This is a genomic window from Achromobacter aegrifaciens, assembly GCF_902859735.1.
Lineage (GTDB): Bacteria > Pseudomonadota > Gammaproteobacteria > Burkholderiales > Burkholderiaceae_B > Achromobacter > Achromobacter aegrifaciens.
This window is the reverse complement of record NZ_CADIJY010000012.1, coordinates 17,448-29,322: the sequence shown is the minus strand read 5'-3', so window position 1 is coordinate 29,322 and position 11,875 is coordinate 17,448. Positions and strand designations below refer to the sequence as shown.

10 protein-coding genes are annotated in these 11,875 nt (G+C 64.6%); 4 read left to right on the top strand and 6 right to left on the bottom strand.

Annotated features, from left to right (window positions below):
* Positions 1 to 28 precede the first annotated feature (28 nt).
* The 4 genes from glmM to HV766_RS24235 form a co-directional block, all read right to left on the bottom strand.
* Positions 29 to 1,372: a phosphoglucosamine mutase gene (gene glmM / locus HV766_RS24250; protein WP_175181974.1), complete on the bottom strand. Its 1,344-nt coding sequence runs from the start codon at positions 1,370 to 1,372 to the stop codon at positions 29 to 31.
* The gene (gene folP, locus HV766_RS24245; RefSeq protein WP_054451362.1) at positions 1,369 to 2,214 is read right to left on the bottom strand and encodes a dihydropteroate synthase; all 846 of its coding nucleotides are present in this window, start codon (positions 2,212 to 2,214) and stop codon (positions 1,369 to 1,371) included. The genes glmM and folP overlap by 4 nt, the downstream gene beginning before the upstream one ends.
* Positions 2,215 to 2,232: 18 nt before the next feature.
* Positions 2,233 to 4,119, bottom strand: coding sequence for an ATP-dependent zinc metalloprotease FtsH (gene ftsH / locus HV766_RS24240; RefSeq protein ID WP_054451363.1), 1,887 nt, complete (start codon positions 4,117 to 4,119; stop codon positions 2,233 to 2,235).
* 214 nt (positions 4,120 to 4,333) lie between these two features.
* Positions 4,334 to 4,966 (bottom strand): RlmE family RNA methyltransferase, encoded by a 633-nt coding sequence (locus HV766_RS24235; protein ID WP_054451364.1) that lies wholly within the window; start codon positions 4,964 to 4,966, stop codon positions 4,334 to 4,336.
* Between the two features lie 18 nt (positions 4,967 to 4,984).
* On the opposite strand from HV766_RS24235, the gene HV766_RS24230 reads away from it, so the two are divergent.
* Positions 4,985 to 5,584, top strand: a complete 600-nt coding sequence (locus HV766_RS24230) for a YhbY family RNA-binding protein (protein WP_054451365.1) — start codon at positions 4,985 to 4,987, stop codon at positions 5,582 to 5,584.
* 129 nt (positions 5,585 to 5,713) lie between these two features.
* Here the strand turns inward: HV766_RS24230 and greA are convergent, their stop codons facing one another.
* Complete coding sequence (greA, locus tag HV766_RS24225; RefSeq protein ID WP_054451366.1) at positions 5,714 to 6,190, bottom strand: transcription elongation factor GreA; 477 nt, start codon at positions 6,188 to 6,190, stop codon at positions 5,714 to 5,716.
* A 649-nt stretch (positions 6,191 to 6,839) separates the two neighbouring features.
* Here greA and HV766_RS24220 point away from each other — a divergent pair.
* On the top strand, positions 6,840 to 8,459 hold the full coding sequence (locus HV766_RS24220) for a methyl-accepting chemotaxis protein (RefSeq protein WP_054451367.1): 1,620 nt from the start codon (positions 6,840 to 6,842) through the stop codon (positions 8,457 to 8,459).
* 52 nt (positions 8,460 to 8,511) lie between these two features.
* Here HV766_RS24220 and HV766_RS24215 read toward each other — a convergent pair whose 3' ends face one another.
* Positions 8,512 to 9,822 (bottom strand): solute carrier family 23 protein, encoded by a 1,311-nt coding sequence (locus tag HV766_RS24215; RefSeq protein WP_175181973.1) that lies wholly within the window; start codon positions 9,820 to 9,822, stop codon positions 8,512 to 8,514.
* A 138-nt stretch (positions 9,823 to 9,960) separates the two neighbouring features.
* On the opposite strand from HV766_RS24215, the gene HV766_RS24210 reads away from it, so the two are divergent.
* Both HV766_RS24210 and HV766_RS24205 read left to right on the top strand, forming a co-directional pair.
* Positions 9,961 to 10,389 carry a hypothetical protein gene (locus HV766_RS24210; protein WP_054451369.1) on the top strand — a complete coding sequence of 143 codons (429 nt, stop codon included), beginning with the start codon at positions 9,961 to 9,963 and terminating at the stop codon, positions 10,387 to 10,389.
* A 129-nt stretch (positions 10,390 to 10,518) separates the two neighbouring features.
* Positions 10,519 to 11,844: an ABC transporter substrate-binding protein gene (locus HV766_RS24205; RefSeq protein WP_054451370.1), complete on the top strand. Its 1,326-nt coding sequence runs from the start codon at positions 10,519 to 10,521 to the stop codon at positions 11,842 to 11,844.
* Positions 11,845 to 11,875: the final 31 nt, after the last annotated feature.

Below are 11,875 nucleotides of genomic sequence, written 5' to 3'. Positions count from 1 at the left end.
GGCCTTGCTCGAAATCGTAAGGCAGCGTTTATCCCAGGCTGGCCGCAAGCTTCTCGGCGCAGGAGACGGCCAGGGCTTCATCCTCGGCCTCGACCATGAGGCGCAGCTTCGGCTCGGTGCCCGAAGCGCGGATCAGGATGCGGCCGCGACCGTCCAGCTCGGCTTCGACGGCCTTGCGCGCCGCGCTCAAGCCGGCATGCGTCTTCCAGTCCTGGCCCGGGGTCAGCGGCACATTGATCATCTTCTGCGGATACATGCGCAGATCGCTCACCCACTCCGCCAGCCCGACCGAGTTGCGGCGCAGCGCAGTCAGGACCTGCAGCGCGGCGACGATGCCGTCGCCCGTCGAATGGCAGTCCAGGCACAGCAGATGGCCGGAGCTTTCGCCGCCATACAGCCAGCCGCGCGCCTGCATCTGCTCCAGCACGTAGCGGTCGCCGACATTGGCGCGCTCGAAGCCCACGCCCAGCCGCTGCATTTCGCGTTCGAAGCCGAAGTTGGTCATCAGCGTGCCGACCACGCCGTCCACCTTGCCGCGCTGCATGCGTTCGCGGACGATGGCGTACATGAGTTCGTCGCCGTTGTAGATGCGGCCTTCGCCATCCACCATCTGCAGGCGGTCAGCGTCGCCGTCCAGCGCGATGCCCAACTGGGCACCGCGAGCGTGCACTTCCTTGGCCAGCAGCTCGGGATGCAGCGCGCCCACGCCCTTATTGATGTTGAAGCCATCCGGATTGACGCCGATGGCGTGCACTTCGGCGCCCAGTTCGCGGAACACGTGCGGCGCGATGTTGTAGGCGGCGCCATGGGCGGCGTCCACCACGATCGTCATGCTGTTCAGGTCCAGATCGTTGGGGAAGGTGCTCTTGCAGAACTCGATGTAGCGGCCCTGCGCGTCGCCCATGCGGCGCGCGCGTCCCAGCGCTTCCGAGGCGACGCAGCCCAGCGGCTCGTCCAGGGCGGTTTCGATGTCGGCCTCGATCTCGTCGGGCAGCTTCATGCCCTGCGCCGAGAAGAACTTGATGCCGTTGTCCTGGTACGGATTGTGCGAAGCGCTGATGACAATCCCCGCCACCAGTCGCAGCGCCCGGGTCAGGTAGGCCACCGCGGGGGTCGGAATCGGACCGGCCAGCAGCACGTCGATGCCTGCCGCCGACAGGCCGGCTTCCAACGCGGATTCCAGCATGTAGCCGGAGATCCGCGTGTCCTTGCCGATCACGACCTGCGGACGGCTGCCGCCGCGCACGGCGTGCTCACGCGCCAGGACGCGGCCGGCCGCGTAACCCAGACGCAGCGCGAATTCGGCGTTGATCACCGGACCGCCGACTTCGCCGCGGACACCGTCGGTACCGAAATATTTGCGTCGAATCATGAACTGAGTGCTCCTTGTTCTGCCGCGTGCCATACCTTGAGCGCGTCGACCGTGGCCGCCACATCGTGCACCCGCACGATGGAAGCGCCACGCGCCACGCAGGCAAGCGCCGCGGCGATGCTGCCGGGCAACCTGTCGCCCACGGGCCGGCCGGTAGCCTGGCCGATCATGGTTTTGCGCGAGAGGCCGATCAGCAATGGATAACCGGCGCTGCGCAGGCTGGACAGCCGGCGCAACAGTTGGAAATTCTGGTCGCCCGTCTTGCCGAAGCCGAAGCCCGGGTCCAGCACGATGCGGCGAGGATCGATCCAGGCCGCGCGCAGCTTGTGCGCGCGAGCCCCCAGGAAGAGTCCGATTTCACCGATCAAGTCGGTGTACTCGGGCGGGGCGGCCTGCATGGTGCGAGGTTCGCCCTTCATGTGCATCACGCAAAGCCCGCAGCGCGAATGCGCCACCGCCTCGACGGCGCCGGGCTGCCTGAAGCCATAGATGTCGTTGATCATGTCCGCGCCGGCATCCAGCACGGCGCGCATGACTTCCGGCTTGAAGGTGTCGATGGACAGGGGCACGCCGCAATCGCGCAGCGCCTCCACCACCGGCAGCAGCCGAGCCAGTTCGTCGGCCACGGACACCGGATCGGCCCCGGGGCGCGTGGATTCGCCGCCCAGGTCCAGGATCTGGGCGCCTTCGGCGATCAATTGGCGCGCATGCGCCACTGCGGAATCCGTATCGTCATGCTGGCCGCCGTCGGAAAAGGAGTCCGGCGTGACGTTGACGATACCCATGACAAGCGGGCGCTCGAGATCAAACTCGAAGCGCCCGCAAAGGAAGTTATTTGCCATAACTCAGGATGAGCAGCCTCAGACAGCGGCAGCCGTATTGCCACCTGCCGCCAGGCCCGTGGGCGGCGTATCGGACGTATCCGACGGGCCCTGAGGCGTCTTCGGGGGACGCGGAGGACGGCCCTCGATGATGTCGTTGATCTGGTCGGCGTCGATGGTTTCCCATTCGAGCAGCGCGGAGGTCATGACTTCGACCTTGTCGCGGTTGTCTTCCAGGATCTTGCGCGCAACGCTGTACTGCTCGTCGATGATGCGGCGGATCTCGGTGTCCACCTTCTGCATGGTGGCTTCCGACATGTGCGTGGTCTTGGTGACGCTGCGGCCCAGGAACACTTCGCCTTCGTTCTCGGCATAGACCATCGGGCCCAGCTCGTCGGTCATGCCGTAGCGCGTGACGATGTCGCGGGCGATGGCGGTGGCGCGTTCGAAGTCGTTCGAAGCTCCCGTCGTCATCTGGTCCATGAAGATTTCTTCGGCGATGCGGCCGCCGAACAGCACGGCAATGGTGGACAGCAGACGACCCTTGTCCATGCTGTAGCGGTCGGTCTCAGGCAGTTGCATGGTCACGCCCAGCGCACGGCCGCGCGGGATGATGGTGACCTTGTGGACCGGATCGGTCTTGGGCAGCAGGCGGGCGACGATCGCGTGGCCGGACTCGTGGTACGCGGTGTTCTTGCGTTCCTCTTCGGGCATCACGATGGAGCGGCGTTCCGCACCCATGATGATCTTGTCCTTGGCCTTTTCGAAGTCGGACATGTCGACCGTGCGGCCATTGCGGCGGGCGGCGAACAGCGCGGCTTCGTTGACCAGGTTGGCCAGATCGGCGCCCGAGAAGCCCGGGGTGCCGCGCGCCAGCACGGTCGCGTCGACGTTGGGCGACAGCGGAACCTTGCGCATATGGACCTTCAGGATCTGCTCGCGGCCGCGGATATCGGGCAGCGGCACCACGACCTGGCGGTCGAAGCGGCCCGGGCGCAGCAGCGCGGGATCCAGCACGTCGGGACGGTTGGTCGCGGCGATGACGATGACGCCCTGGCCGGACTCGAAGCCGTCCATTTCCACCAGCATCTGGTTCAGCGTCTGTTCGCGTTCGTCGTTGCCGCCGCCCAGGCCGGCGCCACGCTGGCGGCCGACCGCATCGATTTCGTCGATGAAGATGATGCAGGGAGCGTGCTTCTTGGCGTTTTCGAACATGTCGCGCACGCGGGCCGCGCCCACGCCGACGAACATTTCAACGAAGTCGGAACCCGAGATGCTGAAGAACGGCACCTTGGCTTCGCCCGCGATGGCCTTGGCCAGCAGCGTCTTGCCGGTACCCGGCGAGCCGACCATCAGCACGCCGCGCGGAATGCGGCCGCCCAGCTTCTGGAACTTGCTGGGGTCCCGCAGGAAATCGACCAGTTCCTGGACGTCTTCCTTGGCTTCGTCGCAGCCGGCAACGTCGGCGAAGGTGATCTGGTTGGTGTTCTCGTCGAGCATGCGGGCGCGCGATTTGCCGAAGCTGAACGCCCCGCCCCTGCCGCCGCCCTGCATCTGGCGCATGAAGAACACCCAGACGCCGATCAGCAACAGCATGGGGAACCACGACACGAAGATGCTCATCAGCAACGACTGCTCTTCGCGCGGCTTGCCCGACACCTGGACGCCATACTTCAGCAGATCGGAGACCATCCAGAGGTCGCCCGGCGAAGTCAGCGTGTAGGCGCGGCCCGCGTCAGGGGTGACGTACAGCACGTCGCCCTGGACGTCGACCTTGCGGATACGTCCCGCCTTGGCGTCGTCCATGAACTGCGTGTAGGTCACGCCGTCCTGGGTCTGAGCGCGTCCGTCGAACTGTTTGAAGACAGTGAACAGCACGAGGGCTATCACCATCCAGACAGCGACTTTCGAAAATGAATTATTCAAGGTCGATCTCCTGCTTTCGATTCCGACCGGCGACCGCGCACCCGCATATGGCACAGTCACAAGTATGTCAATAGCTCATTCTACCCTGTCAGACCAGATTGCGTCCCGGGATGCCTGAGCCCCTCTGAGTTTTGTCTTATTCGCGAATTTTCTGGTCGTTGTCCCGGCAGGCTGTAGGTTTTTCGAATCCGAGGCGGCGCGCCCCGGACCCGGGCTACTTCAGATCGCGCGCAACCAGAAAGGTTTCGGAGGATTTGTCCCGCGATGCCTTCGGCTTGCGTTCGACCACCCGCTTGAAGCGCTGCTTGAAGGATTCCACGATCTGCGAAAAGCCGCTGCCGTGGAAAGCCTTGACGATCAGCGCCCCGTTGGGCTTGAGGTGGGCGCAGGAGAATTCCATCGCCAACTCGCACACATGCTGGATGCGCGCGGAGTCGGCAATACCCACCCCTGACAAGTTGGGGGCCATGTCGGAAATAACAAGGTCCACCGCGCGCGATCCGACCATGTCTTCCAATTGTTTCAAAACTTCATCTTCGCGGAAGTCGCCCTGGATGAATTCAACGCCCGCCACGGGTTCCATGGGCAGGATATCGAGCGCGATGATGCGTCCGTCCACGACCCCGCCCGGCCCCGCCAGGCGCTCGCGCGCCACTTGGGACCAGCTGCCGGGCGCCGACCCCAGGTCGACCACGAGGTCGCCCCGGCGCATCAGCTTCTCGGTATCCAGGATCTCGATCAGCTTGAAGGCGGCGCGGGCCCTGTAGCCCTTCTGTTGCGCCAGCTTCACATAGGGATCGTTGATGTGCTGGTGAATCCAGTCTTTAGAGAATTTATTCTTGGCCATTACCGTACAATTCCACGCATGCCTATATTAGAACTTACCTCTCGTGAGCGCAGCGACCTTCGGTCCGCCGCTCACCCTTTGCGCCCCGTCGTCCTGATCGGCGACAATGGCCTGACCGAAGCCGTGCTCAAGGAAATCGACCTGGCGCTGACTTCGCATGGCCTCATCAAGGTGCGCGCCGGCGGCGACGACCGCGAGGCCCGCGACGCAATGCTGTCGACCATCTGCGACACGCTTTCCTGCGCCCCGGTGCACCACCTGGGCAAGACGCTGATCCTGTTCCGCCCGCTGGCCGGCAACATCAAGCCCGCCGCGCTGGCCGCCATGGAACCCGAACGCCCTGCCAAGCGCCGCGCCTCTGAGCCGCACACGCCCAAGAAGCTGGCCGCCGAAGGCAAGACCCTGGCCAAGCGTCCGCGCCGCAGCGAATCCGAAGAGCCCAAGCCGAAGACGCGCTTCGTGCCCCAGGACCAGCTCAACAAGAACGGCAAGCCCATGCGCCCTGGCACCAGGAAGACCACCGCCAGCGGTCACGGCATTCCCCGCCGCGCCGGCAGCGCGCTCAGCCTGCGGGCCGGAGCACGCAGCGGCACCAGCCGCAAGTCGACGAAAAGGTAAGTGCAGGCACAAAAACGGGCGCTTTACGCGCCCGGTCCACCATAGCGATCCGCATTAAACCGCGGAATTCAGTCGAACGCACGGTTCGGACTATGGTGTTTTGACAACTTCCAGCTTACTACGTTGGCGTCAGATGTAGCGCACGCCCAGGACTTCATACTCGCGAACGCCAGCCGGGGCCTTGACCTCGACCACATCGCCTTCGCTTTTGCCGATCAACGCGCGCGCCACCGGGCTGGACACGGAAATCAGGTTCGACTTGATGTCGGCTTCAACGTCGCCGACGATTTGGTACGTCACACGATCGCCCGAGTCCAGGTCCTCGATGTCGACGGTGGCGCCAAACACGGCGCGGCCTTCGGCATCCAGGGCGGTAGGATCGATCAGGTGGGCGTTGGAAAGCGTGCCTTCAAGCTCGGCAATCCGGCCCTCGATAAAGCCTTGGCGCTCGCGAGCAGCGTCGTACTCGGCATTTTCCGACAGATCACCCTGCGCACGCGCTTCAGCGATCGCGTTGATAACGGCAGGACGTTCCACGGTTTTCAGCCGCTGGAGCTCTTCTTGCAAGCGCTCGGCCCCGCGCACGGTCAAAGGAATGGCAGACATGTCGTTTCCCAAACAAAAGTAGAAAACGCCCCGGACGGAGCGTTCTCGGTGAAGGTCGGAATCCTGGCGCGCGCAGGCAGCCGGGTAAAAGCAAAAACTGGCGAGCGGCGCGGACGACCAAAACAAAACCCCGGCTCGGGTCGGAACCGGGGCAATCAAGGTCATATTGTGGTCAAAGTCCACGGGAATTGCAAGCCGCCGGAGAAACCGCTGTTTTCGCCGCATTTCGCCGCTGTAACCCGCTAAAACCCGTCATTTTTTTCAGTTTTTCCTGATCCACCCGAAAGCCGGATGGGGCAGGCCGCAATCGCGCGCCATGGCGCAGGTGTGGCGTAAAAACTACTCTTCGATAGTTTTTTTGCAACAGCCGATGCTTACCTCTCAAAACGCCAGCAAAAACGGACTGAATCAGTATAAAACAACAAATTGTGTCATTCATGACAATTTAATACATTGAAATCACTGCCGATTGGCCGGGGCTGCTGATCGCAAGCACGTGCCAGGGGCAGGAGTCTTGTTTTTGCGGGTAGTTGCAGTGGAGGCGGACGCATCGCAGCCACCCGGCGCGACGTTCGCCATTCCGCCGCTCGGCAGGCGGCCTGGGCCGTTCCTTCGCACGGCGGATCGCGTTCAAGAACGAGGAGCTCTCATGCTGGAAAAATTGAAAGTCCGTACTGGAATGCTGTTGGTGCTGGGCTGCTTCGTCGTCGCCCTGGCGCTGGCTTGCGGCTTGAGCTGGATGAACGCCGAAAAAAGCGTGACCGAGATCAAGGACCTGAACAATGTCGCGGTCCATCAGGTCGACCCGCTCTACGAAGCCAACGCCGCCCTGCTGCGCGCGCGACTGGCGCTCGGCGCGGGCATGGCTGCCATGCAGGCCGGCGGCATGGACCAGGCCGGGCTGGCCGGCGACGAAGCCGCCAGCCATCTGAAGCAGGCGCGCGAGCGCTTCGCCCGCTACATGGCCGTCCCCAAGAGTCCTCGCGGTCAGGAGCTGGCCCAGACGCTGCAGGGACGCTTCACCGAGTACGCCGCCATCCTGGACACACTGGAATCCGACCTCAAGGCACGCTCGCCTGCCAAGTACCGCCAGGACGAGGGGAGGCTGCCCCAGGCAGACGCCTACTTCATGAAAGACATGCAAGCCTTCCTGGCCCGGGTCCAGGAGCGCAGCGACGGCGTGCTGGCAAGCTCGGAGCAAACCTACTCCACCGCCCGGATCTCGGCGGTCGCGCTGATATCCGCCGCCCTGCTGCTGACGGCATTGTGCTGGACCTTCATCCGGCGCGCCGTGCTGCGTCCGCTGCAGGAGGCTGGCAGGCATTTTGACCGCATCGCGGCCGGCGACCTGACGAACCGCGTGGAAACCCGCTCCAACAATGAGATCGGCGTCCTGTTCGCTTCGCTCAAACGCATGCAGGAGGGCCTCACCCGCACGGTGACGTCCGTGCGCCAGGGGGTGGATGAGATCAATGTGGGCGCGGCGGAAATCGCTGCCGGCAACTCCAACCTGTCAGTGCGTACCGAAGAACAGGCCGCGGCGCTCGAAGAAACCGCATCCACCATGGAAGAGCTGGCGGTGACCGTCAAGCAGAATGCGGAAAACGCCGCCCAGGCCAATCAGTTGGCCGCGGTCAGCATGGACGTGGCGCAGCGCGGCGGCCAGAACGTGGAGCAGGTGGTGGCCACCATGCACGGCATCTCGGACAGTTCGCGGCGGATCGCGGACATCGTGTCCGTGATCGATGGCATCGCCTTCCAGACCAACATCCTGGCGCTGAATGCCGCGGTGGAAGCCGCGCGCGCCGGCGAGCAGGGCAAGGGCTTTGCCGTGGTCGCGGGCGAAGTCCGCACCCTGGCCCAGCGCGCGGCGCAGGCCGCCAAGGAGATCAAGACGCTGATCGAAGCTTCGGTGGACACGGTCGCCGCCGGTTCGGCCCAGGTCGCCGCAGCCGGGCAGACCATGCAGGAAATTGTGGATTCCGTGCAGCGGGTGGCGGCGATCATGGCCGAGATCTCGGCCGCTTCGACGCAGCAAGCCGGCGGCATAGACCAGGTCAGCCTGGCAATTTCGCAAATGGACGAGGTGACCCAGCAGAACGCCGCGCTGGTCGAGGAAGCGTCAGCGGCGGCAGCCGCGATGGAGGAACAGGCGCGGCGCCTGGCGGAAGCCACCGCAGTATTCAAGACGCAATCCGGACAGGTGATCGAGGCGGTGCCGGTGGCCGTGACCGCCACGGCCTCTGCCACGAGGCTGTCGGGCACCTAGGCGCGCTGGCCGGCCACGCGCGCGACGCCGGGTCCGCGCGTGGTCGCGCCGCTTACTTCCTGCGGCGCAGCAAGGCGTACAGGATGATGGCGCCGAAGGTGGCGGTGCCGATGCCACCCAGCGTGAAGTTACCCAACTTGACCGTGAAGTCGCCCGCGCCCAGCACCAGCGTGACCGCAGCCACGATGAGGTTGCGGTTGTCGCTGAAGTCCACTTGGTTGACCACCCAGATACGGGCGCCGGCAATGGCGATCAGGCCGAACACCACCACCGACATGCCGCCCAGCACGGGCCCCGGGATCATCTGGATCAGCGCGCCGAACTTGGGCGAGAAGCCCAGCACGATGGCGATCAGGGCGGCGACCACGAACACCAGGGTGGAATAGATGCGCGTGACCGCCATCACCCCGATGTTCTCGGCGTAGGTGGTGACGCCCGTGCCGCCCACGGCGCCGGACACCATGGTGGCGACCCCGTCGCCGACGAAGGCGCGGCCCAGATAGCGGTCCAGGTCCTGTCCGGTCATGGCGCTGACGGCCTTCACGTGGCCCAGGTTCTCGGCCACCAGGATGATGGCGACAGGCACGATCAGGCCCATGGCCTCGACCTTGAACACCGGCGCGGCGAAATGCGGCAAGCCGAACCAGGCCGCGCCGGCCACGCCCGAAAAGTCGATGGGCTTGCCCAGCCCCATGCCGTTGGCCAGGATGCCGTACACCACGCAGGCCAGGATCATGCCGACCAGGATCAGCAGGCGCTGCACCATGCCCCTGGTGAACACGGCGATGCCGCCCACGCAGAGGATGGTGACCATGGACATCACGCTGTCGAAACCGGATGCGCCCATCGCGCCCTTGGCGGCGATCGGGGCCAGGTTCAGGCCAATGACCGCAACCACCGCGCCCGTGACGACGGGCGGCATCAGGGTGTCGATCCAGTTCGCGCCGCCGCCGGCGCGCGCGTTGACGAACCAGACGATCAGGCCGATCAGCGTGTAGGCCAGGCCGCAGGCGATGATGGCGCCCAGCGCGACGCCGATATTGGCGTTCGCCCCGCCGCCGGCATAGCCGGTCACCGCGATCACGCCGCCGATGAAGGCGAAGCTGGAACCCAGGTAGCTGGGAACGCGTCCGCCCACGAACAGGAAGAAGATCAGCGTGCCGATGCCTGACATCAGGATGGCGACGTTCGGGTCAAAGCCCATGAGCAGCGGCGCCAGCACGGTGGAGCCGAACATGGCAACCACGTGCTGGGCGCCCATGGCCACGTTCTTGGGCCAGGACAGCCTTTCGTCGGGCGCGATGATGACGCCGGGCTCGGCGTCGTCCGCCAGGCGCCAGCGCGGAAAGTAGGAATTGGACATGGATATCCCAAAGTAGGTGTTGGGTGTGAGCGGGCGCCAGTGTAAAGGGGGCCGCAAACAGGGGGCAATGCTTAAGTTCACCGTCGGAATGCCGTACTAGTGAAAACCCCGAAATCCTCATAGGCGGCAGGAGCAATCATGGCGATCGATCCCATCAGCGGCAGTTCCCGAATCAACAGCCTGGCCGACCTCTGGGCCCAGAAGATCCAGGCCAACAAGGAAGCCAAGAGCGCCTCGGACGCGGAAGCGAGCACGGTGTCCGCGGACGGCAAGATCCGCGTCAACAACCCAGGCGGCCTGAAAATGGGCAACGTGCAGGAAGCCAAGGAAACCGAAGACTCCAGCAACGACGACGCCTACACACGCCAGATCAAGGAACTGCAGAAGCAGCTCAAGCGCGTGATGGACCAGATCGCCAAGGTCAAGGCCAGCAGCATGCCGGCCGAAATGAAGGCCCAGCAACTGATGGCGCTCAACGCCCAGGCGATGCAGATCCAGCAGCAGATCACCGCAGTGATGGACAAGCAGGCCCGGGCCATGCAAGGCGGCATATCCGCCACGGCCTAGCGGGCAAGGCTCGGCGCCCCGCCCGGCCGGGGCGCCCGCATTGATGGCGCGCATCAAAATTTGTGATTGGACGCTGCCCAGGCCGGCCAGTACTGTCTCCGGACAAATCTAAAACTACGGAGACAAACCATGCATGCAATGCGCACAGCCCTTGCAGGTGCGGTGCTGGCCGTTTGCGCGGCCCCTGCCCTGGCAGGCACCGTCACGGTGATCACGTCGTTCCCCAAAGACCTCACCCAGGCCTACAAGACGGCCTTCGAAAAGGCCAATCCCGGCATCACGCTGGAAGTCCTGAACAAGAACACGGTATCGGGCATCGCCTATGTGCGCGAAACGCCCGCCGGCCAGCGCCCCGAGGTGTTCTGGGCCAGCGCGCCCGACGCCTTCGAAGTGCTGGGCCGCGACAAACTGCTGGCAAGTTCCACCGACGTCGCCAACAAGCAGGTGCCTGACAAGATCGGCAACTATCCCATCAACGATCCGGGCGGCATGTATTTGGGCCAGGCCCTGGCCGGCTACGGCATCATCTACAACACCCGCTACATCGCGGCGCACAAGATCCCTGCGCCGGTGGAATGGAAGGACCTGCTGTCGCCGCAGTGGTTCGGCCATGTCGGGATCACCTCGCCGTCGCGCTCGGGCACCATGCACCTGACGGTGGAAACCATCCTCCAGGGCGAAGGCTGGGACGAAGGTTGGAGCACCTTGCTGCGCATGTCGGGCAACAGCAGCGCCGTGACCGAGCGTTCGTTCGGCGTACCCGACGGCGTGAACAACGGCCAGTTCGGCGCCGGCCCGGTGATCGACTTCTTCGGCCTGTCCAGCAAGTATTCCAAGTTCCCGGTCGAATTCGTCTACCCCTCCGAAACCGCCATCGTGCCGGCCAACATCGCGCTGATCGCCGGCGCGAAGAACTCTGAGGAAGGCAAGAAGTTCATCGCCTTCACCCTCAGCCAGGCCGGGCAGGAACTGCTGCTGGAGCCCAAGATCTCGCGCCTGCCAGTGCTGCCCTACACGGCGCTGGCCGGCAAGATTCCCCAGGGCTATCCCGACCCCGCCGAAATCGCCAAGCGCAGCAAGGTGCAATTCAACGCCGACCTGTCGCAGTCGCGCTATTACGTGGTGCAGTCGCTGTATGACCAGACGGTCACGTTCCGCCTGAAGGAACTGCAGGCCGCCACCAAGGCCATCTACGACGCCGAAGCCAAGCTGGGCGACAAGGCCAAGAGCGGCAAGGCTGCCGAACTGCTGGCGCAGGCCCGCAAGCTGACCTGGGCACCGCTGATCGACGGAAAGAAGGCCGCCGACCCGGCCTTCCTGGCGATCTTCGCCGGCAACAAGAAGGACGCCGCCGTGAACCAGCAGATCACTCAGCTGGAAGGCGAATGGAACGGCCGTTCCAAGGCGAACTACGAAGAAGCCGTGAAGCTCGCCAAGCAGGCCGCCGCGCTCTAGGCCGCCACACCCGCAGGACGCGCAGTGGACG

Excerpts from the sequence above, each read along its gene's own strand:
- HV766_RS24235 (WP_054451364.1), bottom strand. The coding sequence starts at position 4,966 with ATGGCCAAGAATAAATTCTCTAAAGACTGGATTCACCAGCACATCAAC.
- folP (WP_054451362.1), bottom strand. The coding sequence starts at position 2,214 with ATGGCAAATAACTTCCTTTGCGGGCGCTTCGAGTTTGATCTCGAGCGC.
- glmM (WP_175181974.1), bottom strand. The coding sequence starts at position 1,372 with ATGATTCGACGCAAATATTTCGGTACCGACGGTGTCCGCGGCGAAGTC.
- greA (WP_054451366.1), bottom strand. The coding sequence starts at position 6,190 with ATGTCTGCCATTCCTTTGACCGTGCGCGGGGCCGAGCGCTTGCAAGAA.
- HV766_RS24215 (WP_175181973.1), bottom strand. The coding sequence starts at position 9,822 with ATGTCCAATTCCTACTTTCCGCGCTGGCGCCTGGCGGACGACGCCGAG.
- HV766_RS24210 (WP_054451369.1), top strand. The coding sequence starts at position 9,961 with ATGGCGATCGATCCCATCAGCGGCAGTTCCCGAATCAACAGCCTGGCC.
- HV766_RS24230 (WP_054451365.1), top strand. The coding sequence starts at position 4,985 with ATGCCTATATTAGAACTTACCTCTCGTGAGCGCAGCGACCTTCGGTCC.
- HV766_RS24205 (WP_054451370.1), top strand. The coding sequence starts at position 10,519 with ATGCATGCAATGCGCACAGCCCTTGCAGGTGCGGTGCTGGCCGTTTGC.
- HV766_RS24220 (WP_054451367.1), top strand. The coding sequence starts at position 6,840 with ATGCTGGAAAAATTGAAAGTCCGTACTGGAATGCTGTTGGTGCTGGGC.